This is a genomic window from Pseudomonas sp. SWRI50, assembly GCF_014269095.1.
GTDB classification, from domain to species: Bacteria; Pseudomonadota; Gammaproteobacteria; order Pseudomonadales; family Pseudomonadaceae; genus Aquipseudomonas; species Aquipseudomonas kermanshahensis.
In genome coordinates, this window is sequence record NZ_JABWRW010000035.1 from 21511 (window position 1) to 43021 (window position 21511).

Here is a 21511-nt window from a genome sequence, read left to right on the forward strand (position 1 = left end):
ACCCGCGGATTTGAGTGACAACCATGCCAAAACGTACAGACATCAAAAGCATCCTGATTCTCGGCGCTGGCCCGATCGTGATCGGCCAGGCCTGCGAATTCGACTACTCCGGCGCCCAGGCTTGCAAAGCCCTGCGCGAGGAAGGTTTCCGCGTCATCCTGGTGAACTCCAACCCGGCCACCATCATGACCGACCCGGACATGGCCGACGCCACCTACATCGAGCCGATCAAATGGCAGTCGGTGGCCAAGATCATCGAAAAAGAGCGCCCAGACGCGGTGCTGCCGACCATGGGTGGCCAGACCGCGCTGAACTGCGCCCTGGACCTGGAGCGCCATGGCGTTCTGGAAAAGTTCGGCGTAGAGATGATCGGTGCCAACGCCGACACCATCGACAAGGCAGAAGACCGCTCGCGCTTTGACAAGGCGATGAAGGACATCGGCCTGGAGTGCCCGCGCTCCGGTATCGCCCACAGCATGGAAGAGGCCAATGCGGTCCTCGAGAAGCTCGGCTTCCCGTGCATCATCCGCCCGTCGTTCACCATGGGCGGCACCGGTGGTGGTATCGCCTACAACCGTGAAGAATTCGAAGAAATCTGCGCCCGTGGTCTGGACCTGTCGCCGACCAAAGAGCTGCTGATCGACGAATCGCTGATCGGCTGGAAGGAATACGAGATGGAGGTGGTCCGTGACAAGAAGGACAACTGCATCATCGTCTGCTCGATCGAAAACTTCGACCCGATGGGCGTGCACACCGGTGACTCGATCACCGTTGCGCCAGCGCAGACCCTGACCGACAAGGAATACCAGATCATGCGCAACGCCTCGCTGGCGGTGCTGCGTGAAATCGGTGTCGAAACCGGCGGTTCCAACGTGCAGTTCGGTATCTGCCCGAACACCGGCCGCATGGTCGTGATCGAGATGAACCCGCGCGTATCGCGTTCGTCGGCCCTGGCTTCCAAGGCTACCGGCTTCCCGATCGCCAAGATCGCCGCCAAGCTGGCCGTCGGCTACACCCTCGACGAACTGCAAAACGACATCACCGGCGGCCGCACCCCGGCGTCGTTCGAGCCGTCGATCGACTACGTCGTCACCAAGCTGCCACGCTTCGCCTTCGAGAAATTCCCGAAAGCCGACGCCCGCCTGACCACCCAGATGAAATCTGTGGGTGAAGTCATGGCCATCGGCCGTACCTTCCAGGAATCCCTGCAGAAAGCCCTGCGCGGCCTGGAAGTCGGTGCCTGCGGCCTGGACCCGAAAGTCGACCTGGCCAGCCCAGAAGCTGCCAGCATCCTCAAGCGCGAACTGACCGTGCCGGGTGCCGAGCGTATCTGGTATGTCGCTGACGCCATGCGTTCGGGCATGACCTGCGAAGAAATCTTTGCCCTGACCGGCATCGACATGTGGTTCCTGGTTCAGATGGAAGACCTGATCAAGGAAGAAGAGAAGGTCAAGACCTTGGCCCTGTCGGCCATCGACAAAAACCTGATGCTGCGCCTCAAGCGCAAAGGCTTCTCGGACCAGCGCCTGGCCGTACTGCTCGGTATCACCGACAAGAACCTGCGTCGCCACCGTCACAAGCTGGAAGTGTTCCCGGTCTACAAGCGCGTCGACACCTGCGCCGCCGAGTTCGCCACCGACACTGCCTACCTGTATTCGACCTACGAGGAAGAGTGCGAGGCCAACCCGTCGACCCGCGACAAGATCATGATCTTGGGTGGCGGCCCTAACCGTATCGGCCAAGGTATCGAGTTCGACTACTGCTGCGTACACGCGGCGCTGGCCCTGCGTGAAGACGGTTACGAGACCATCATGGTCAACTGCAACCCAGAAACCGTCTCCACCGACTACGACACCTCCGACCGCCTGTACTTCGAGCCGCTGACCCTGGAAGACGTGTTGGAAGTCTGCCGCGTCGAGAAGCCGAAAGGCGTCATCGTGCACTACGGCGGCCAAACCCCGCTGAAACTGGCCCGTGCCCTGGAAGAAGCTGGCGTACCGATCATCGGTACCAGCCCGGACGCCATCGACCGTGCCGAAGACCGTGAGCGCTTCCAGCAGATGGTTCAGCGCCTGAACCTGCTGCAGCCGCCAAACGCTACCGTGCGCAGCGAAGAAGAAGCGATCCGCGCTGCGGGCGGTATCGGTTACCCACTGGTCGTGCGCCCGTCGTACGTACTGGGGGGTCGCGCCATGGAAATCGTCTACGAACTGGACGAACTCAAGCGCTACCTGCGTGAAGCGGTACAAGTGTCCAACGACAGCCCGGTGCTGCTCGACCACTTCCTCAACTGCGCCATCGAGATGGACGTGGATGCGGTCTGCGACGGCACCGACGTGGTGATCGGCGCGATCATGCAGCACATCGAGCAGGCGGGTGTGCACTCCGGTGACTCGGCGTGCTCGCTGCCACCGTACTCGCTGCCGGCTCATGTGCAGGACGAAGTCCGCGAACAGGTCAAGAAAATGGCCCTGGAGCTGGGCGTGGTCGGCCTGATGAACGTGCAGCTGGCCCTGCAGGGCGACAAGATCTACGTGATCGAAGTCAACCCGCGCGCCTCGCGTACCGTACCGTTCGTCTCCAAGTGCATCGGCACTTCGCTGGCGATGATCGCGGCCCGCGTCATGGCTGGCAAAACCCTGAAAGAGATCGGTTTCACCAAAGAAATCATCCCGAACTTCTACAGCGTCAAGGAAGCCGTCTTCCCGTTCGCCAAGTTCCCAGGGGTTGACCCGATCCTCGGCCCTGAGATGAAATCGACCGGTGAAGTCATGGGTGTTGGTGACAGCTTCGGTGAAGCCTTCGCCAAGGCCCAGATGGGTGCCAGCGAAGTGCTGCCGACCGGCGGTACTGCGTTCATCAGCGTGCGTGACGACGACAAGCCACAAGTGGCTGGCGTTGCCCGCGACCTGATCGCCCTGGGCTTCGAAGTGGTTGCCACTGCCGGCACCGCCAAGGTTATCGAGGCGGCTGGCCTGAAAGTGCGCCGTGTGAACAAAGTGACCGAAGGTCGCCCGCACGTGGTCGACATGATCAAGAACGACGAAGTGTCGCTGATCATCAACACCACCGAAGGCCGTCAGTCGATCGCTGATTCCTACTCGATTCGTCGCAATGCGCTGCAGCACAAGATTTACTGCACCACCACCATTGCGGCCGGTGAAGCCATCTGCGAAGCGTTGAAGTTTGGTCCTGAGAAGACCGTTCGTCGCTTGCAAGATCTGCATGCAGGACTTAAAGCATGAGCATTACCAAGTACCCGATGACCGTCCAGGGCGCTCGCGCCCTGGAAGAAGAGCACCTGTTCCTGAGCAAGACCGAGCGCCCGCGCCTGAGCCAGGCGATTGGTGAGGCGCGCGAGCTGGGCGATCTCAAGGAAAACGCCGAATACCATGCCGCCCGTGAGGAGCAGGGCATGGTCGAGGCGCGTATCCGCGACATCGAAGGCCGCCTGCAGAACTCGGTCGTGATCGACGTGACCACGATCCCTCACACCGGCAAGGTGATTTTCGGCACCACCGTGGTGCTGGCCAACACCGAAACCGATGATGAAGTGACCTACCAGATCGTCGGCGAGGATGAAGCCGACGTGAAACAGGGCAAGCTTTCGAGCGGCGCACCCATTGCCCGTGCCATCATCGGCAAGGAAGAAGGTGATACCGTCGTCGTCAAGACGCCAAGTGGCACGGTCGAGTACGAGATTGTCGAAGTCAAACACATCTGATCGGCGCCTGCGGGCGCCATCCCTTGAAGGGATCCTCTGGCAGCTGGCCCAGGTGTTCTGGGTCGGCGGCTTGTGGGTGTTTCATGTGGGGCTGGTGCCCGCGCTCAAGGTCACTGGCCTGGCGCCCCTGCTGGTGCAGGATGTCGCTGGGCAGATCGACCGCTGGTTGATTGGCGTGGCCTTGCTAGGCTTGTTGACCCAGCTGGCGGTATTGGCGAGGGTAGAGGGGCTGTCTGCCTGGTGGCGGCAGTTCCGTGGCCAGATGCTGTTGCTCGGCTTCGGTGCTTGTGTGGGGTATTACACCTTGCGCTACGGCATTTCAGTGGGCGAGCGCTGGCAGATGTTTTGTTTCCTGGTACTGGGTTTTTCCGGCATCGTGCTGGTGGCCCAACCCGTACCGGTCAGGGCGCGCCAGGCGCGCCACTGATCGGAGCCGCTATTATTTGAAGCGGTGGATGTTGGACAGCTGTTTGTTCGGCTGTGGGTTCTTCCGGTAGATCAGCGCTTTCTTGCCGATGGTCTGCACCAGTTCGGCGCGGCCAACCTTGCACAATTCGGCAATGGCGGCGGCTCGTTCTTCACGATCTTCGGAGCGAATCTCGACTTTGATCAGTTCATGATCGGCGAGTGCGCGTTCCAGTTCGGCGGCAACGCCTTCGTTAACACCGTTGCCAGCAACGATCAGGACCGGCTTCAGGTCATGACCAATGGACTTGTATTGCTTCTTCTGCTCGTTATTGAGCGGCATAATCTGACCCTTTCCGTCTGATTCTGTAAAATTGACAGGCATTTTACCCGAGGGCCCCTGGCTCCGCCCAGTCAATCACGACGCATATCATCGAGGTGCCCCGTGGTACAACGTTCCAAAAGCAGCGCTAACTGGCTGCGAGAGCATTTTAACGACCCTTTTGTGAAGCAAGCGCAGAAGGATGGCTACCGCTCGCGTGCGAGCTACAAACTGCTTGAGATCCAGGAAAAGGACCGTTTGATCCGTCCTGGCATGAGTGTGATCGACCTCGGCGCAGCCCCGGGTGGCTGGTCGCAGGTGACCAGTCGTCTGATTGGTGGCCAAGGGCGCCTGATCGCCTCCGACATCCTGGAAATGGACTCGATCCCTGACGTTACCTTCATTCAAGGCGACTTCACCCAGGATGCAGTCCTGCAGCAGATCCTCGACGCAGTCGGTGATTCTCATGTAGACCTTGTGATTTCCGACATGGCCCCCAATATGAGTGGTACGCCTGAAGTGGATATGCCGCGCGCCATGTTCCTGTGCGAATTGGCACTGGACCTGGCAACCCGCGTGCTCAAGCCTGGTGGTGACTTCCTCATCAAGATTTTCCAGGGCGAAGGCTTCGACATGTACCTGAAGGACGTGCGCACCAAGTTCGACAAGGTACAGATGCGTAAGCCGTCGTCTTCGCGGGATCGTTCGCGTGAGCAGTACCTGCTGGGTAAAGGTTTCAAAGGCGTGTGAAAGGCGTGCCACGGGGTGGTCGATAGTTAATTCCAATCGGCCGCTCCGTCTGTATCGTCCGAACTTCGTGTAGTCTAGGTTTCACAAAGGGTTACAGACGGTGCCTGCGGATGCGTAGGTAATGTAGTAAGTTAGGGCGATGAATATCATGCGAGGCACGGCTGCGTCGTGCGCCGGCCTCAGAGGGTAGCGAATTGAACGACATGGCAAAGAATCTGATCCTGTGGTTGATCATCGCAGCTGTCCTGGTGACAGTGATGAACAACTTCTCCAGCCCTAACGAGCCGCAGACCCTCAACTACTCCGACTTCATCCAGCAGGTTAAAGACGGGAAAGTCGAGCGCGTGACCGTCGACGGCTACATCATTACCGGCAAGCGTGCCGACGGCGACAACTTCAAGACCGTGCGCCCGGCCATTACCGACAACGGCCTGATCGGCGACCTGGTCGACAACCACGTGGTCGTCGAAGGCAAGCAGCCTGAACAGCAGAGCATCTGGACGCAGTTGCTGGTCGCCAGCTTCCCGATCCTGGTGATCATTGCCGTGTTCATGTTCTTCATGCGCCAGATGCAAGGTGGCGCGGGCGGTAAGGGCGGGCCGATGAGTTTCGGCAAGAGCAAGGCGCGCCTGCTGTCCGAAGACCAGGTCAAGACCACCCTGGCTGACGTCGCCGGTTGCGACGAAGCCAAGGAAGAAGTCGGCGAGCTGGTCGAGTTCCTGCGCGACCCGGGCAAGTTCCAGCGCCTCGGCGGTCGTATTCCGCGCGGCGTGCTGATGGTTGGCCCACCCGGTACCGGTAAGACCCTGTTGGCCAAGGCCATCGCAGGTGAGGCGAAAGTGCCGTTCTTCACCATTTCCGGTTCGGACTTCGTCGAAATGTTCGTCGGTGTCGGTGCGAGCCGTGTGCGTGACATGTTCGAACAGGCCAAGAAGCACGCCCCGTGCATCATCTTCATCGACGAAATCGACGCCGTTGGTCGCCACCGTGGCGCCGGCATGGGCGGTGGTCACGATGAGCGTGAGCAAACCCTCAACCAGTTGCTGGTAGAGATGGACGGCTTCGAAATGAACGATGGCATCATCGTCATTGCCGCCACCAACCGTCCGGACGTGCTGGACCCTGCGCTGCTGCGTCCTGGGCGCTTCGACCGTCAGGTCGTTGTGGGCCTGCCAGACATCCGTGGCCGTGAGCAAATTCTTAAAGTGCACATGCGCAAGGTGCCGATTGGCGAGAACGTCAACCCGGCGGTCATTGCCCGTGGTACCCCAGGCTTCTCCGGTGCAGACCTGGCCAACCTGGTCAACGAAGCTTCGCTGTTTGCCGCGCGCTCCAACAAGCGCCTGGTCGAAATGAAAGAGTTCGAGCTGGCCAAAGACAAGATCATGATGGGCGCCGAGCGCAAAACCATGGTCATGTCCGAGAAAGAAAAACAGAACACCGCCTACCACGAAGCCGGTCACGCCATCGTCGGTCGACTGGTGCCTGAGCATGACCCGGTCTACAAGGTGTCGATCATCCCCCGTGGTCGTGCCCTGGGTGTCACCATGTTCCTGCCTGAGGAAGACCGTTACAGCCTGTCCAAGCGCGCGCTGATCAGCCAGATCTGCTCGCTGTACGGCGGCCGTATCGCCGAAGAAATGACCCTGGGCTTCGATGGCGTCACCACCGGTGCCTCCAACGACATCATGCGCGCCAGCCAGATTGCCCGGAACATGGTCACCAAGTGGGGCCTTTCCGAGAAACTCGGCCCGCTGATGTATGCCGAAGAAGAGGGCGAGGTGTTCCTCGGTCGTAGCGCCGGCAGCCAGCACGCCAGCGTCTCGGGTGAAACCGCCAAGCTGATCGACTCGGAAGTGCGCAGCATCATCGACCAGTGCTACGCCACGGCCAAGCAGCTGCTCACCGACAACCGCGACAAGCTCGATGCCATGGCCGAAGCGCTGATGAAGTACGAGACCATTGACGCCGACCAGATCGACGACATCATGTCGGGCCGTACCCCTCGCGAACCGCGGGATTGGGATGGTGACTCGGCTTCGGGCAACCCTGCAGCTCAGGGTGACCGCCCGGAATCGCCAATCGGCGGCCCAGCGGCTCAACACTAAGGGCATCTATGAGTTCAGTGCAGTACCCAACCCGGTTGCCTTGCGGCAACCGGGTTCTTGATTTGTCGCGTACCCATGTCATGGGTATTCTCAATATCACCCCCGACTCATTCTCCGATGGCGGGCGCTTCAGCCAGCGCGATGCTGCGCTGCGCCATGCCGAAGCCATGGTTGCCGCGGGCGCCACGCTGATCGACATCGGTGGCGAATCGACGCGCCCTGGCGCGCGTGCGGTGTCCGTGATCGAAGAAATCGAACGCGTGGCACCGATGGTCGAGGCGATCAACAGTCGTCTGGACGTGGTCATTTCGGTCGATACCTCCACGCCTGCGGTCATTCGTGAATCCGCACGGCTGGGGGCTGGCCTGATCAACGACGTTCGTGCCCTGGAGCGCGATGGCGCCCTGGATGCGGCGGCGGACACCGGCCTGCCGGTGTGCCTGATGCATATGCGCGGTGAGCCGGGCAATATGCAGGACGACCCGCACTACGATGATGTGACGGCCGACGTAACGCGATATCTTGAACAGCGGATGGCCGCCTGTGCTGCGGCGGGCATCCCTGCAGACAAAATCATTCTTGACCCGGGCTTCGGTTTCGCCAAGACATTGGCGCATAACCTAAGCCTGTTCAAACACATGGAAGCGCTCTATCGCCTTGGGCGCCCACTGCTGGTGGGTGTTTCACGAAAGAGCATGATCGGCCTGACGCTGGATCGTCCGGTCGGCGAGCGTCTGTACGGCAGCCTGGCGCTGGCAGCGTTGGCCATGACCAAGGGCGCGAGCATCCTTCGCGTCCATGATGTGGCCGAAACTGTCGATGTAGTGCGCATGATCGCTGCGGTACAAAACGCCGAATAAGAATATTGGAGCCGCTATGAGCAGAAAATACTTTGGTACCGACGGCATTCGTGGCCGCGTCGGCGAATACCCGATCACGCCGGACTTCATGCTGAAACTCGGCTGGGCCGCCGGCATGGCCTTCCGCAAGCAGGGCCATTGCCGTGTGCTGGTGGGCAAGGACACGCGTATTTCCGGTTACATGTTCGAGTCCGCGCTCGAGGCGGGGCTGTCTGCAGCCGGTGCCGACGTGATGCTGCTCGGGCCGATGCCGACGCCGGCCATCGCCTACCTTACGCGTACGTTCCACGCCGAAGCCGGTATCGTCATCAGTGCCTCGCACAACCCGCACGACGACAACGGCATCAAGTTCTTCTCCGGGCAAGGCACCAAGCTGCCTGACGAAGTCGAGCTGATGATCGAGGAATTGCTCGATCAGCCCATGACGGTGGTCGAGTCGAGCAAGCTGGGCAAGGTTTCGCGCATCAACGACGCCGCCGGCCGCTACATCGAGTTCTGCAAGAGCAGCGTGCCCTCGAGCACCAGCTTCGAAGGCCTCAAGCTGGTGGTCGATTGTGCCCATGGTGCCACCTACAAGGTCGCGCCGAGCGTGTTCCGCGAGCTGGGTGCTGACGTGACCATTCTGCATGCTCAGCCAGATGGCCTGAACATCAACGAAGGGTGCGGTTCGACCCATATCGAGTCGCTGCAGGCGGCCGTGCTGGTCGGTCATGCTGACCTGGGCATCGCCTTTGACGGCGACGGCGATCGGGTGCTGATGGTCGACCACACCGGTGCCATCATCGACGGTGACGAACTGCTGTTCATCATCGCCCGTGATCTGCACGACCGCGGCAAGCTGCAGGGCGGGGTAGTGGGTACGCTGATGAGCAACCTGGGCCTTGAGCTCGCGCTCAAGGATCTGGATATCCCGTTTGTGCGGGCCAAGGTCGGCGACCGTTACGTCATGGCCGAACTGCTCGAGCGCGAGTGGCTGATCGGTGGCGAAAACTCCGGGCATGTCGTGTGCTGCAACCACACCACCACCGGTGATGCGATCATTGCCGCGCTGCAGGTGCTGATGGCGCTCAAGCGTCGCGGCGAAACCCTGGCCCAGGCCCGTCAGGCCCTGCGCAAGTGCCCACAGGTGCTGATCAACGTGCGCTACGGGGCAAGCAAGGTCGACCCGCTGGAGCACCCAGCAGTCAAGGAAGCCAGTGCCAAGGTGACCGAGGCGATGGCCGGTCGCGGGCGTGTGTTGCTGCGCAAGTCGGGTACCGAGCCGTTGGTGCGCGTGATGGTCGAAGGCGATGACGAAAGTCAGGTTCGCGCCCATGCCGAAGCGCTGGCGAAACTGGTCGGCGAAGTTTGTGTCTGAAGGCGCTTGCCAGCGCAGATCTGGTTGGGTAAGATCTGCGCCCACTTTGACCGACGAGGTAAAGCATGCGTCGCCCTATGGTAGCTGGTAACTGGAAGATGCACGGTACCCGCGCCAGCGTCGCTGAGCTGACCGAGGGCTTGAGCAATCTCGCCCTGCCGAGCGGAGTGGAAGTCGCGGTGTTTCCACCGGCCTTGTTCATCAATCAAGTGATTGATGGCCTGGCAGGTAAAGAAATAACTGTCGGCGCACAGAATTCTGCTGTACAACCCGAACAGGGTGCGCTTACCGGCGAAGTTTGTCCGGAACAGCTGGCCGAAGTGGGCTGCAAGTTGGTGTTGGTTGGGCATTCGGAGCGTCGCCAGATCATTGGTGAAACCGACGAAGTGCTTAACCGCAAGTTTGCAGCCGCACAGGCTAAAGGTTTGAAGCCGGTGCTGTGCATAGGGGAAACCCTTGAAGAGCGCGAGGCTGGCAAGACACTCGAAGTTGTCGGGCGTCAACTAAGCAGTATCATCGAAGCGTTCGGTGTTAAGGCTTTTGCCAATGCAGTAATTGCTTATGAGCCTGTATGGGCCATCGGCACTGGCTTAACGGCCACGCCACAGCAGGCTCAGGATGTGCACGCCGCCATCCGTAGTCAGCTGGCGGCAGAAGATGCTGAAGTGGCTGCGAAGGTGCAGCTGCTCTACGGCGGCAGCGTGAAGGCGGCCAATGCGGCCGAACTGTTCGGCATGCCGGATATCGATGGGGGGCTCATTGGTGGAGCGTCCCTGAACGCAGACGAATTCGGTGCAATTTGTCGCGCCGCAGGAAACTGAACAAATGCTGGAAACAGTCATCGTTGTTTTTCATCTGTTGGCAGCGCTGTCGCTAGTAGTGCTGGTACTGTTACAACAGGGTAAAGGTGCGGAAGCAGGTGCATCTTTCGGCGCAGGGGCCTCAAACACTGTGTTCGGAAGCCAAGGTTCTGCAACCTTCCTAAGTAAATTCACTGCAATACTCGCTGCCACTTTCTTTTTGACAGCACTTGGGTTAGGATACTTCGCCAAGGAACAAGCTCAAAAGCTGAACCAGGCGGGCCTTCCAGATCCAGCAGTATTGGAAGTGAAAGAGCAGAAGCCGGCAGTAAATGATGATGTACCGGTGCTCCAACAGCAGAAGAGCGAAACTGCCCCTACAACGGGTGATGTACCTCCTCCGGCAGAAGAGCAGAAGTAACGGGTTTCAAATGTAGTATTGCCGAGGTGGTGGAATTGGTAGACACGCAACCTTGAGGTGGTTGTGCCCATAGGGTGTAGGGGTTCGAGTCCCCTTCTCGGTACCAATTGAAGCAAGAGAGCCCGCTTTATGCGGGCTTTCTTGTAGGTGGAGGTCGGATTGACCCAGCACTGGGTTCAGTCTTATACTTTCGCCCCAGCTTTGTCGCGGGGTGGAGCAGCTTGGTAGCTCGTCGGGCTCATAACCCGAAGGTCGTTGGTTCAAATCCAGCCCCCGCAACCAGCTTCAGCGGAGCCCCTTTTCAGGGGCTTTTTGCTAGCCGAACAGTTTTCGGCGTCGTTGTCCAACGGCGCTTTCAGGGATGGGCGCTTCGCCCATTTTTTATTTGCACAGCATGCACGAGGGGGTTCAGGTGTCGAGCAAGCTAGAACAGTTGCAGGCCTTGTTGGCCCCGGTTGTCGAGGGTCTGGGCTATCAGTGCTGGGGGATCGAGTACGTTTCCCAGGGTAAGCATTCGGTACTGCGCATCTACATCGATAAGGAAGACGGGATCCTGGTTGACGACTGCGAAGCAGTCAGCCGTCAGGCCAGCGCCATTCTTGATGTGGAAGATCCGATCAGCAGTGAATATACCCTTGAAGTGTCGTCTCCAGGCATGGATCGCCCGCTGTTCACTCTGGAACAGTTTGCCTCGCATGCCGGCGAACAAGTGAAGATCAAGCTGCGCTCACCCTTCGAGGGTCGTCGTAACTTCCAGGGCCTTCTCCGCGGTGTGGAGGAGCAGGATGTGGTGGTCCAGGTGGACAATCAAGAGTTCCTGTTGCCGATCGACTCGATCGACAAGGCCAATATTATTCCCAGTTTTGACTGAGACGTGCCGGGCCCGGCGGACTATCCGGGCCCAATGGCTTGCGCAAGGCGAGGCGTACGATGAGCAAAGAAGTACTGCTGGTTGTTGAATCGGTATCCAACGAAAAAGGTGTACCGCCCGGCGTCATTTTCGAAGCGCTGGAAGTGGCCCTGGCCACTGCAACCAAAAAACGTTTTGAGGACGAAGTCGACCTGCGTGTGGAAATCAACCGCCACACCGGTAGCTACGAGACCTTCCGTCGCTGGACCGTGGTCGATGAAGCCGATCTTGATGATCCGGCGATCGAGACCTGGTTGAGCAAGATTCACGAGACCCACCCTGAAGCCAAGGTCGGTGACGTGATCGAGGAGAAGATCGAGTCTATCGAGTTCGGTCGTATCGCCGCCCAGACCGCCAAGCAGGTCATCGTGCAGAAGGTCCGTGAGGCCGAGCGCGCCCAGGTGGTCGATGCCTACCGCGAACGCGTGGGTGAGATCATCTCCGGTACCGTCAAAAAAGTTACCCGCGACAACGTCATCGTTGACCTGGGCAACAACGCCGAGGCCTTGTTGGCTCGCGAAGACATCATTCCCCGCGAGACTTTCCGTGTGGGTGTGCGCCTGCGTGCACTGCTCAAGGAAATCCGCACTGAAAACCGTGGCCCTCAGCTGATCCTGTCGCGCACTGCGCCACAGATGCTGATCGAGCTGTTCCGCATCGAAGTGCCGGAAATTGCCGAGGGTCTCATTGAAGTCATGGCTGCATCCCGTGATCCGGGGTCGCGAGCCAAGATCGCCGTCCGCTCCAAGGACAAGCGTATCGACCCGCAAGGTGCCTGTATCGGCATGCGCGGTTCGCGCGTCCAAGCCGTATCCGGAGAGTTGGGTGGTGAGCGTGTGGATATCGTCCTCTGGGACGATAACCCGGCGCAGTTCGTCATCAACGCTATGTCGCCGGCTGAAGTCGCGGCGATTATCGTTGACGAGGATGCCCATGCCATGGACATCGCCGTCGCCGAAGACAACCTTGCCCAGGCCATTGGTCGTGGCGGTCAGAACGTTCGTTTGGCCAGTCAGTTGACCGGCTGGACCTTGAACGTGATGACCGAAAAGGACATCCAGGCCAAGCAGCAAGCAGAAACCGGTGACATCCTGCGCAATTTCATCGATGAACTGGAAGTCGACGAGGAGCTGGCCCAAGTGCTGGTCGACGAAGGCTTTACCAGCCTCGAAGAAATTGCCTACGTACCGTTGGAAGAAATGCTCAACATCGATGGCTTTGACGAAGATATCGTCAATGAGCTCCGCGCTCGAGCCAAGGACCGTTTGTTGACCAAGGCCATCGCTACCGAAGAAAAACTGGCAGACGCCCATCCGGCCGAAGACCTGCTCTCCCTTGAGGGCATGGACAAGGACCTGGCGGCGGAACTGGCGGTGCGCGGCGTGGTTAACCGCGAAGACCTGGCCGAGCAGTCGATTGACGACCTGCTCGACATCGACGGCATCGACGAAGAGCGTGCCGGCAAGTTGATCATGGCCGCCCGAGCCCACTGGTTCGAGTAATTAGGCGCGGCCTGAGGAGAGAAGTGCATGACGCAAGTCACGGTGAAAGAACTGGCCCAAGAGGTCGAGGCACCGGTAGAGCGCCTGCTGCAGCAGATGCGTGAGGCAGGTCTGCCGCACACCGACGCCGGTCAGGTAGTGACCGACAATGAGAAGCAGACCCTGCTGACTCATTTGAAAAGCAGCCACAAGAGCAAGGCGGAAGAGCCGCGCAAGATTACCTTGCAGCGCAAGACCACCAGCACGCTGCGTGTCGCCGGTAGCAAAAGCATCAGCGTAGAAGTACGCAAGAAGAAAGTATTCGTTCAGCGCAGCCCGGAAGAAATCCAGGCTGAGCAAAAACGCGAGCAGGACGAGCGCCGTGCGGCCGAAAACGCTGCGCGCGACAAGGTTGACGCCGAAGTTCGCCAGCGCAACGAAGAGCAGGCCCGTCGTCACGCTGATGCCGCCCCTGCGGCCCCAGCTGCCAAACCGGCTGCCGCTGCTAGCGCTGCTGCACCTGCCCCGGCACCTGTAGTCGCTGACGCGCCTGCATCGGAAGATGCCGCCGCACGTGCCGCCGAACGCAAAAAAGACGAGACCCGTCGCAACGAAAGCCGCACTCGCGATGACGACCGTCGTCGTGGCGAAGCGCCTCGTGTGTCGATCAAGGTCAAGGTCAAGGAAAAGGAAAAGGCGCCGACTCCGCGTGCTGCTCCGCGTACCACCGACGAAGAGAGCGATGGCGCTCGTCGTGGTCGTGGTGGCAAGGGCAAGCTGAAGAAGCGTAATGCTCACGGCTTCCAGAACCCGACCGGCCCCGTCATCCGTGACGTGACCATCGGCGAGACCATCACGGTCTCGGAACTGGCCAACCAGATGTCCGTCAAGGGCGCTGAAGTGGTCAAGTTCATGTTCAAGATGGGCACCCCGGTTACCATCAACCAGGTGCTCGACCAGGAAACCGCTCAGCTGATCGCAGAAGAGCTGGGCCACAAGGTGACCCTGGTCAGCGATACTGCCCTGGAAGACTCCCTGGCCGAATCGCTGAAGTTCGAAGGCCAAACCGAATCGCGTGCCCCGGTCGTTACCGTCATGGGCCACGTTGACCACGGTAAGACCTCGCTGCTCGACTACATCCGTCGTGCCAAGGTTGCTGCTGGCGAAGCCGGCGGTATCACCCAGCACATCGGCGCCTACCACGTGGAAACCGACCGCGGCATGGTCACCTTCCTCGATACCCCGGGCCACGCTGCGTTCACTCAGATGCGTGCTCGTGGTGCCAAGGCGACCGACATCGTCATCCTGGTGGTGGCGGCGGACGACGGCGTGATGCCGCAAACCCGTGAAGCCGTTCAGCATGCCAAGGCTGCTGGCGTCCCACTGGTTGTCGCAGTGAACAAGATCGACAAGCCAGGTGCTGACCTCGACCGCATTCGCAACGAGCTGTCCGTCGAAGGCGTAACCTCCGAGGACTGGGGTGGTGACACGCCGTTCGTCAAGGTTTCGGCCAAGATGGGTACCGGTGTTGACGAACTGCTCGAAGCCGTTCTGCTGCAGGCCGAGATCCTCGAACTGACCGCTACCCCGACCGCCCCAGGTCGTGGTGTCGTCGTCGAATCGCGCCTGGACAAGGGCCGCGGCCCAGTGGCCACCATCCTGGTTCAGGACGGTACGCTGCGTCAGGGCGACATGGTCCTGTGCGGCTCCAACTATGGCCGCGTACGTGCCATGCTCGACGAGAACGGCAAGCCTGTGAAGGAAGCTGGCCCGTCGATCCCGGTCGAGATCCTTGGCCTGGACGGTACCCCGGAAGCCGGTGACGAGCTGTCGGTGGTGGCTGACGAGAAGAAAGCCCGCGAAGTTGCCCTGTTCCGTCAAGGCAAGTACCGCGAGGTCAAGCTGGCCCGTGCTCACGCTGGCAAGCTGGAAAACATCTTCGAGACCATGGGTCAAGAAGAGAAGAAGACCCTCAACATCGTCCTCAAGACCGACGTACGTGGTTCCCTGGAAGCACTGCAGGGTTCGCTCGGCGGCCTGGGCAACGACGAAGTTCAGGTTCGCGTGATCGGTGGCGGCGTAGGTGGTATCACCGAGAGCGACGCCAACCTGGCGCTGGCGTCCAACGCGGTGCTGTTCGGCTTCAACGTGCGTGCCGATGCCGGTGCGCGCAAGATCGTCGAGCAGGAAGGTCTGGATATGCGTTACTACAACGTGATCTACGACATCATCGAAGACGTCAAGAAAGCCCTGACCGGCATGCTCGGCAGCGATGTTCGCGAGAACATCCTGGGTGTCGCCGAAGTACGTGACGTGTTCCGTTCGCCGAAGTTCGGCGCCATCGCTGGCTGTATGGTCATCGAAGGTACCGTGTACCGCAACCGTCCGATCCGCGTACTGCGCGAAGACGTTGTGATCTTCGAAGGCGAGCTGGAATCGCTGCGTCGCTTCAAGGACGACGCTGCCGAAGTACGTTCGGGCATGGAGTGCGGTATTGGCGTCAAGAGCTACAACGACGTCAAGGTCGGCGACAAGATCGAAGTCTTCGAGAAAGTCCAGGTGGCTCGTACCCTCTAAGGGCGAGCTTGCCGCAAGCCCCCGCTACAGGGCGGTTGGCGGCGCCTTTATAGGTAGCGCCCGGTCAGGCATCAGCCTGACCGGGCGTTTGCCGCTTTAAGTTACAGGTAGCAAGAATGGCCAAAGAATATAGCCGTACCCAACGTATCGGTGATCAGATGCAGCGCGAGCTGGCTGAACTGATCCGCCGCGAAGTCAAGGACCCACGTGTGGGTCTGGTGACCATCACTGCCGTGGACGTCAGCCGCGACCTGGGCCATGCCAAGGTGTACATCACCGTCATGGGCGAGGAAACGCCAGACGCCGTGAAGCAGTCGCTGAAAGCGCTGAACAGCGCCGCCAGCTTCCTGCGTCTGCACCTGGGGCGTTCGATGCAACTGCGCAGCGTGCCCCAGCTGCATTTCCACTTCGATGAAAGCGTCAGCCGCGGTGTACACCTGTCGGCGCTGATCGAGCGTGCAGTGGCCGAAGACCGCTTGCACAAGGATACAGACGAGCTGGACACCAAGGAGTAAGCGGTGGCCCAGGTCAAACGTATTCGCCGCAACGTCAGCGGCATCATCCTGCTCGACAAGCCGCTCGGCTTTACCTCCAACGCGGCACTGCAGAAGGTCCGCTGGTTGCTCAATGCGGAGAAGGCTGGCCACACTGGCAGCCTCGATCCGTTGGCCACCGGCGTGCTGCCACTGTGCTTCGGTGAAGCGACCAAGTTTTCGCAGTACTTGCTCGATTCCGACAAGGGCTACGAAACCGTCATGCAGATGGGGCAGACTACCAATACTGCCGATGCTGAAGGCGAGGTTTTGCAGACCCGTGAGGTGACCGTTGGTCGTGCCGACATCGAGGCCCTGCTGCCACGTTTTCGCGGCCCGATCAGCCAGATACCGCCAATGTACTCGGCACTCAAGCGCGATGGTCAGCCGCTGTACAAACTGGCACGTGCTGGAGAGGTAGTGGAGCGCGAGGCGCGTTCTGTTACTATTAACCGCTTGGAGTTGCTCGAGTGCGAAGGCACCCGTGCACGGCTCAGTGTAGGATGCAGCAAAGGCACCTATATCCGCACCCTGGTGGAGGATATCGGCGAAGCCCTTGGCTGTGGCGCCTATGTCGCAGAGTTGCGCAGGACCCAGGCCGGGCCCTTCGCACTGGCACAGACGGTGACCCTCGAAGCACTCGAACAGGCCCATGCCGAAGGCGGCAACGAAGCGCTTGATCGCTTCCTGATGCCTTCCGACAGCGGGTTGCAGGACTGGCCAATGGTCAGCCTGTCTGAACACAGTGCGTTCTACTGGCTGCATGGGCAGGCAGTACGCGCGCCGGATGCGCCGCAGTTTGGCATGGTCCGGGTACAAGATCACAACGCGCGCTTCATCGGTATCGGTGAAGTGAGTGAAGACGGGCGCATTGCGCCACGTCGGTTGATTCGGTCGGAATGACCGAAACCGCAGGGCGAGGCTTCGGCTGAACCCTACGGAATCAAGGGTGGCTGTCAGTAGGCACGGTCACACCTTTCTTATTAATACAGGGATTTGTCCCTGGCCTATTGGACCCCGTTCGCGGGATCCGTTATCAGGAGAAGCCAAATGGCCCTCAGCGTTGAAGAAAAAGCTCAAATCGTTACCGACTTCCAGCAAGCAGCTGGCGACACTGGTAGCCCGGAAGTTCAGGTTGCTCTGCTGACCGCGAACATCAACAAGCTGCAAGGCCACTTCAAGGCCAACGGTAAAGACCACCACTCGCGTCGTGGCCTGATCCGTATGGTTAACCAGCGTCGTAAGCTGCTGGACTACCTGAAGGGCAAAGACACCACTCGTTACAGCGCCCTGATCGGTCGCCTGGGCCTGCGTCGCTAATAGCGGCCTGGTCAGTGGTGTGCATGGCGTCTCATGCATTGGCAACGCTGCCTGGCAGCGTTGTCTTTGGGCGCGCCATGCGTATCTCCGAGGCTGGCAGCCTGGTTACGTTGTGCGGTTTTCCGCGCTTCGGCCAGGCTCCCAGCCTCGTGTTGTATCTGGACGGTCAATGGGGCCGATTCCCCGTTCTGCCCAAGAATTCGCAAGAAACCAGTTCCCCCAAGAGCCACTGAAAAGGTAGGAAACCGTGAACCCGGTAATCAAGACATTCCAGTTCGGTCAATCGACCGTTACTCTCGAAACGGGCCGTATTGCCCGTCAGGCCACCGGCGCAGTGCTGGTCACTGTAGACAACGACGTCACCGTGCTGGTGACCGTGGTCGGTGCCAAGCAAGCCGATCCAGGCAAGGGTTTCTTCCCTCTGTCGGTCCACTACCAGGAAAAGACCTACGCCGCCGGCAAGATCCCAGGTGGTTTCTTCAAGCGTGAAGGCCGTCCTTCCGAGAAAGAGACCCTGACCTCGCGCCTGATCGACCGTCCGATCCGTCCGCTGTTCCCTGAAGGCTTCATGAACGAAGTCCAGGTCGTCTGCACCGTGGTTTCCACCAGCAAGAAGACCGATCCGGACATCGCTGCGATGATCGGTACCTCGGCTGCCCTGGCAATCTCCGGCATTCCGTTCGAAGGCCCGATCGGCGCCGCCCGCGTTGCTTTCCACGAAAGCACCGGCTACCTGCTGAACCCGACCTACGAGCAACTGGCTGCCTCGAGCCTGGACATGGTCGTTGCCGGTACCTCCGACGCCGTTCTGATGGTTGAATCGGAAGCCCAAGAGCTGACCGAAGACCAGATGTTGGGCGCTGTTCTGTTCGCCCACGACGAATTCCAGGCTGTTATCCAGGCTGTTAAAGAGCTGGCCGCCGAAGCTGCCAAGCCGACCTGGGACTGGAAACCTGCCGTTGCCAACACCGAGCTGTTCAACGCCATCCGCGCTGAATTCGGCGAGGCTGTTTCGCAGGGCTACACCATCACCGTCAAGGCCGACCGCTACGCGCGCCTGGGCGAGCTGCGCGATCAGGCGATCGCCAAGTTCTCCGGTGAAGAAGGCCAGCCATCGGCTTCCGAAGTCAAAGAAATCTTCGGCGAAATCGAATACCGCACCGTTCGCGAGAACATCGTCAACGGCAAGCCGCGTATCGATGGCCGTGACACCAAGACCGTTCGCCCGCTGAACATCGAAGTCGGCGTCCTGCCGAAGACTCACGGTTCGGCGCTGTTCACCCGTGGCGAAACCCAGGCCCTGGTCGTTGCGACCCTGGGTACTGCCCGTGACGCCCAGCTGTTGGACACCCTCGAAGGCGAGAAGAAAGACCCCTTCATGCTGCACTACAACTTCCCGCCGTTCTCGGTTGGCGAGTGTGGTCGTATGGGCGGTGCTGGCCGTCGCGAAATCGGCCACGGCCGTCTGGCTCGTCGCTCGGTCCAGGCCATGCTGCCTGCCGCTGACGTGTTCCCGTACACCATCCGTGTGGTTTCGGAAATCACCGAGTCCAACGGTTCGAGCTCGATGGCTTCGGTCTGCGGTGCTTCCCTGGCACTGATGGACGCGGGTGTGCCGATGAAGGCGCCGGTTGCCGGTATCGCCATGGGCCTGGTCAAGGAAGGCGAGAAATTCGCGGTCCTGACCGACATCCTGGGTGACGAAGACCACCTGGGCGACATGGACTTCAAGGTTGCCGGTACCGCCAAAGGCGTTACTGCACTGCAGATGGACATCAAGATCAACGGCATCACCGAAGAGATCATGGAAATCGCCCTGGGCCAAGCCCTGGAAGCGCGCCTGAACATCCTCGGTCAGATGAACCAGATCATCGGCCAGTCGCGTACCGAGCTGTCGGCCAACGCTCCGACCATGATCGCGATGAAGATTGACACCGACAAGATCCGTGACGTCATCGGCAAAGGCGGCGCCACCATTCGCGCCATCTGCGAAGAGACCAAGGCTTCGATCGACATCGAAGACGACGGCTCGATCAAGATCTTCGGCGAAACCAAGGAAGCAGCTGAAGCAGCCCGTCAGCGCATCCTGGGCATCACTGCCGAGGCCGAAATCGGCAAGATCTATGTAGGTAAGGTCGAGCGCATCGTTGACTTCGGTGCCTTCGTCAACATCCTGCCTGGCAAAGATGGCCTGGTGCACATCTCCATGCTGAGCGATGCTCGCGTCGAGAAAGTCACCGACATTCTGAAAGAAGGTCAGGAAGTCGAAGTGCTGGTACTGGACGTGGACAACCGCGGCCGTATCAAGCTGTCGATCAAAGACGTTGCCGCGGCCAAGGCCTCCGGCGTCTAAGCGACTGACGCGCAATAGAAAAAAGAGCCCTTCGGGGCTCTTTTTTTTCGCCTGACGGGAACCTTTTGTACAGTTGCATCTTGCACGCAGGTTTACCTCGCAGGTTGCAAAATGCACGACTCATGCAACTGGATGAAAATGCTAACTCATTGATTTGTAAGCATTTAAGCGAAGCGGAAAAGCTGGCACAGCACATGCAACTACCTTCATACCTGCAGCCAGGAACAACGGCGCAGACCTTTCGAAAAACAGGAGTGACTCACATGAAGAAGTTCGCCATTGCTGCCGCTACTGCTACCGCTCTGACCCTGACCATGGCTAATGCGGCATTTGCCCAACAGTCCACCCAGGCCCCTATGACGCTGGCGGCCGGTGAGGTGACCAAAGCCAAGGAAGCTACTTCCGATACTTGGATCACCACCAAGGTGAAGGCTGACCTGATGACCGAGAAAGGTGTACCTGGCAGCGACATCAAGGTTGAAACCAACAAAGGTGTCGTATCGCTGTCCTCTGATGTGGCAGTGACTGACGCGCAGAAAGAGATGGCAGTTGCCATCGCCAAGAAGATCAAAGGTGTTCAGGCCGTTTCGGCTGATGGCCTGAAGTCCGAATAAGGGACGTCCCTCGGCCAAAAGGATTTGGCCACCAACACAAAAAGCCCCGGCAACCTGCCGGGGCTTTTCTTTGGCTGCTTCAAAAGCCCGGGTTGCGGGCGATTACATCGCTTTCGAAGCAGTCCTGCTCGGCGATCAGCGGCTCAACCAGTGGGCGGCTGTCGCGAAAGTGTGCCGTCTGGGTGTGTGCTTCATAGGCGGCGTCGTCCTGGTAGATCTCGTAGAGGTAGATGACCTCGGGGTCTAGGCGGTCCTGGGAGACGTCGAACACCAGGCACCCTGGCTCGTTGGCCACTGATGCAGCGGCATTGACCTTGATGGCCGTCAGAAAAGCCTCGGCGCAACCGGGCTTCACGCGTGTCTTGATAAACAGGCTATACACATGGCACTCCTTTTGTTTTACATTCTTATGTGAATTGTATACAAAAGTGGAGTCGCGCCAATGTCTGAATTGCCTGAACGCCCTGGTCGCTTTAACGGCTTGCGCCACATTGCCTTATTGGTACCCAACCTTGAGGAGTGCGAGCGCTTTTACGTCGACGTGCTGGGCATGGAGGTGCTCAACCGCGCCAATGAAGACCTGGTCTACCTGACCTGCGGTAACGACAACCTGTCATTGGGGCGCGGCGCCGGGGCCGCTAATGGCTTGCAGACGCTCGATCACTACGGCTTCATCGTCGACAGTGTGGAGGAGCTGGAGGCTTGGTATCAGTACTTCAAGGCGCACGGGGTGACCCTGCTGGACCGCCCGTTCAACCACGGTGACGGGGCGCGCAGCTTCCATTTGCTGGACCCGGCGGGGAACAAGGTGCAACCGCTGTATCACCCGGCAGTGTCGGGGCAGCGGCTGGTTTGAATGCATGGCCTTGCGGTGACTGTACTGGCCTCTTCGCGGGTGAACCCGCTCCCACCCGAACTGTGTAGCCTCCAAATCTAGCGCAGATCCTGTGGGAGCGGGTTTACCCGCGAAGGGGCG

Annotated in this window: 20 protein-coding genes and 2 tRNA genes; 20 read left to right on the plus strand and 2 right to left on the minus strand. The window is 59.8% G+C overall.

Annotation, left to right across the window (positions count from 1 at the left end):
- Positions 1-23: 23 nt before the first annotated feature.
- Genes carB through HU750_RS25235 form a run of 3 tightly spaced genes read left to right on the plus strand, consistent with a single transcriptional unit; the run spans position 24 to position 4151 of the window.
- A complete protein-coding gene (carB, locus tag HU750_RS25225; RefSeq protein ID WP_027595035.1) occupies positions 24-3245 on the plus strand; it encodes a carbamoyl-phosphate synthase large subunit in 3222 nt (1073 codons plus the stop codon).
- The gene (greA, locus tag HU750_RS25230; RefSeq protein WP_008098898.1) at positions 3242-3724 is read left to right on the plus strand and encodes a transcription elongation factor GreA; all 483 of its coding nucleotides are present in this window, start codon (positions 3242-3244) and stop codon (positions 3722-3724) included. Before carB ends, greA begins: the two co-directional genes overlap by 4 nt.
- A complete protein-coding gene (locus HU750_RS25235) occupies positions 3702-4151 on the plus strand; it encodes an MFS transporter (RefSeq protein ID WP_081717511.1) in 450 nt (149 codons plus the stop codon). Before greA ends, HU750_RS25235 begins: the two co-directional genes overlap by 23 nt.
- Positions 4152-4163: 12 nt before the next feature.
- Here HU750_RS25235 and HU750_RS25240 read toward each other — a convergent pair whose 3' ends face one another.
- The gene (locus HU750_RS25240; RefSeq protein ID WP_027595032.1) at positions 4164-4472 is read right to left on the minus strand and encodes a YhbY family RNA-binding protein; all 309 of its coding nucleotides are present in this window, start codon (positions 4470-4472) and stop codon (positions 4164-4166) included.
- A 102-nt stretch (positions 4473-4574) separates the two neighbouring features.
- On the opposite strand from HU750_RS25240, the gene rlmE reads away from it, so the two are divergent.
- From rlmE to HU750_RS25320, 16 genes are all read left to right on the plus strand, one after another.
- Positions 4575-5201: a 23S rRNA (uridine(2552)-2'-O)-methyltransferase RlmE gene (rlmE, locus tag HU750_RS25245; protein WP_027595031.1), complete on the plus strand. Its 627-nt coding sequence runs from the start codon at positions 4575-4577 to the stop codon at positions 5199-5201.
- Positions 5202-5404: 203 nt separating this feature from the next.
- Positions 5405-7309: an ATP-dependent zinc metalloprotease FtsH gene (gene ftsH / locus HU750_RS25250; protein WP_027595030.1), complete on the plus strand. Its 1905-nt coding sequence runs from the start codon at positions 5405-5407 to the stop codon at positions 7307-7309.
- An 8-nt stretch (positions 7310-7317) separates the two neighbouring features.
- Positions 7318-8169: a dihydropteroate synthase gene (gene folP / locus HU750_RS25255; protein WP_027595029.1), complete on the plus strand. Its 852-nt coding sequence runs from the start codon at positions 7318-7320 to the stop codon at positions 8167-8169.
- A 16-nt stretch (positions 8170-8185) separates the two neighbouring features.
- Complete coding sequence (gene glmM, locus HU750_RS25260) at positions 8186-9526, plus strand: phosphoglucosamine mutase (protein ID WP_027595028.1); 1341 nt, start codon at positions 8186-8188, stop codon at positions 9524-9526.
- Positions 9527-9591: 65 nt separating this feature from the next.
- A complete protein-coding gene (gene tpiA, locus HU750_RS25265; protein WP_027595027.1) occupies positions 9592-10347 on the plus strand; it encodes a triose-phosphate isomerase in 756 nt (251 codons plus the stop codon).
- 4 nt (positions 10348-10351) lie between these two features.
- Positions 10352-10747 (plus strand): preprotein translocase subunit SecG, encoded by a 396-nt coding sequence (secG, locus tag HU750_RS25270; RefSeq protein ID WP_186683018.1) that lies wholly within the window; start codon positions 10352-10354, stop codon positions 10745-10747.
- Positions 10748-10767: 20 nt separating this feature from the next.
- A tRNA-Leu gene (locus HU750_RS25275) sits at positions 10768-10853 on the plus strand.
- A gap of 99 nt (positions 10854-10952) precedes the next feature.
- Positions 10953-11029, plus strand: a tRNA-Met gene (locus tag HU750_RS25280).
- A 130-nt stretch (positions 11030-11159) separates the two neighbouring features.
- Positions 11160-11618 (plus strand): ribosome maturation factor RimP, encoded by a 459-nt coding sequence (gene rimP, locus HU750_RS25285; protein ID WP_033694237.1) that lies wholly within the window; start codon positions 11160-11162, stop codon positions 11616-11618.
- 59 nt (positions 11619-11677) lie between these two features.
- On the plus strand, positions 11678-13159 hold the full coding sequence (nusA, locus tag HU750_RS25290; protein ID WP_027595024.1) for a transcription termination factor NusA: 1482 nt from the start codon (positions 11678-11680) through the stop codon (positions 13157-13159).
- A 27-nt stretch (positions 13160-13186) separates the two neighbouring features.
- Positions 13187-15715 carry a translation initiation factor IF-2 gene (infB, locus tag HU750_RS25295; protein WP_085274238.1) on the plus strand — a complete coding sequence of 843 codons (2529 nt, stop codon included), beginning with the start codon at positions 13187-13189 and terminating at the stop codon, positions 15713-15715.
- Positions 15716-15831: 116 nt separating this feature from the next.
- Entirely contained in the window at positions 15832-16230 is a 399-nt protein-coding gene (gene rbfA, locus HU750_RS25300; protein WP_027595022.1) for a 30S ribosome-binding factor RbfA, read from the plus strand.
- A gap of 3 nt (positions 16231-16233) precedes the next feature.
- Positions 16234-17151 (plus strand): tRNA pseudouridine(55) synthase TruB, encoded by a 918-nt coding sequence (gene truB, locus HU750_RS25305; RefSeq protein WP_027595021.1) that lies wholly within the window; start codon positions 16234-16236, stop codon positions 17149-17151.
- 147 nt (positions 17152-17298) lie between these two features.
- Entirely contained in the window at positions 17299-17568 is a 270-nt protein-coding gene (rpsO, locus tag HU750_RS25310) for a 30S ribosomal protein S15 (protein WP_012274241.1), read from the plus strand.
- Positions 17569-17815: 247 nt separating this feature from the next.
- Positions 17816-19921, plus strand: a complete 2106-nt coding sequence (gene pnp, locus HU750_RS25315; protein ID WP_027595020.1) for a polyribonucleotide nucleotidyltransferase — start codon at positions 17816-17818, stop codon at positions 19919-19921.
- Between the two features lie 263 nt (positions 19922-20184).
- A complete protein-coding gene (locus HU750_RS25320) occupies positions 20185-20535 on the plus strand; it encodes a BON domain-containing protein (protein ID WP_012274238.1) in 351 nt (116 codons plus the stop codon).
- A 79-nt stretch (positions 20536-20614) separates the two neighbouring features.
- Here HU750_RS25320 and HU750_RS25325 read toward each other — a convergent pair whose 3' ends face one another.
- The gene (locus tag HU750_RS25325; protein WP_027595019.1) at positions 20615-20917 is read right to left on the minus strand and encodes a heme-binding protein; all 303 of its coding nucleotides are present in this window, start codon (positions 20915-20917) and stop codon (positions 20615-20617) included.
- A gap of 60 nt (positions 20918-20977) precedes the next feature.
- Between HU750_RS25325 and HU750_RS25330 the strand changes: the two genes are divergently transcribed.
- Positions 20978-21391 carry a VOC family protein gene (locus HU750_RS25330; RefSeq protein WP_186683020.1) on the plus strand — a complete coding sequence of 138 codons (414 nt, stop codon included), beginning with the start codon at positions 20978-20980 and terminating at the stop codon, positions 21389-21391.
- Positions 21392-21511 lie beyond the last annotated feature (120 nt).

What these genes read in the sequence shown, in the direction of transcription:
- nusA (WP_027595024.1), top strand. Translation starts at nt 11,678, where the DNA reads ATGAGCAAAGAAGTACTGCTGGTTGTTGAATCGGTATCCAACGAAAAA.
- infB (WP_085274238.1), top strand. Translation starts at nt 13,187, where the DNA reads ATGACGCAAGTCACGGTGAAAGAACTGGCCCAAGAGGTCGAGGCACCG.
- folP (WP_027595029.1), top strand. Translation starts at nt 7,318, where the DNA reads ATGAGTTCAGTGCAGTACCCAACCCGGTTGCCTTGCGGCAACCGGGTT.
- HU750_RS25240 (WP_027595032.1), bottom strand. Translation starts at nt 4,472, where the DNA reads ATGCCGCTCAATAACGAGCAGAAGAAGCAATACAAGTCCATTGGTCAT.
- glmM (WP_027595028.1), top strand. Translation starts at nt 8,186, where the DNA reads ATGAGCAGAAAATACTTTGGTACCGACGGCATTCGTGGCCGCGTCGGC.
- ftsH (WP_027595030.1), top strand. Translation starts at nt 5,405, where the DNA reads ATGGCAAAGAATCTGATCCTGTGGTTGATCATCGCAGCTGTCCTGGTG.
- HU750_RS25330 (WP_186683020.1), top strand. Translation starts at nt 20,978, where the DNA reads ATGTCTGAATTGCCTGAACGCCCTGGTCGCTTTAACGGCTTGCGCCAC.
- HU750_RS25320 (WP_012274238.1), top strand. Translation starts at nt 20,185, where the DNA reads ATGAAGAAGTTCGCCATTGCTGCCGCTACTGCTACCGCTCTGACCCTG.
- greA (WP_008098898.1), top strand. Translation starts at nt 3,242, where the DNA reads ATGAGCATTACCAAGTACCCGATGACCGTCCAGGGCGCTCGCGCCCTG.
- rpsO (WP_012274241.1), top strand. Translation starts at nt 17,299, where the DNA reads ATGGCCCTCAGCGTTGAAGAAAAAGCTCAAATCGTTACCGACTTCCAG.
- rbfA (WP_027595022.1), top strand. Translation starts at nt 15,832, where the DNA reads ATGGCCAAAGAATATAGCCGTACCCAACGTATCGGTGATCAGATGCAG.
- tpiA (WP_027595027.1), top strand. Translation starts at nt 9,592, where the DNA reads ATGCGTCGCCCTATGGTAGCTGGTAACTGGAAGATGCACGGTACCCGC.
- secG (WP_186683018.1), top strand. Translation starts at nt 10,352, where the DNA reads ATGCTGGAAACAGTCATCGTTGTTTTTCATCTGTTGGCAGCGCTGTCG.
- carB (WP_027595035.1), top strand. Translation starts at nt 24, where the DNA reads ATGCCAAAACGTACAGACATCAAAAGCATCCTGATTCTCGGCGCTGGC.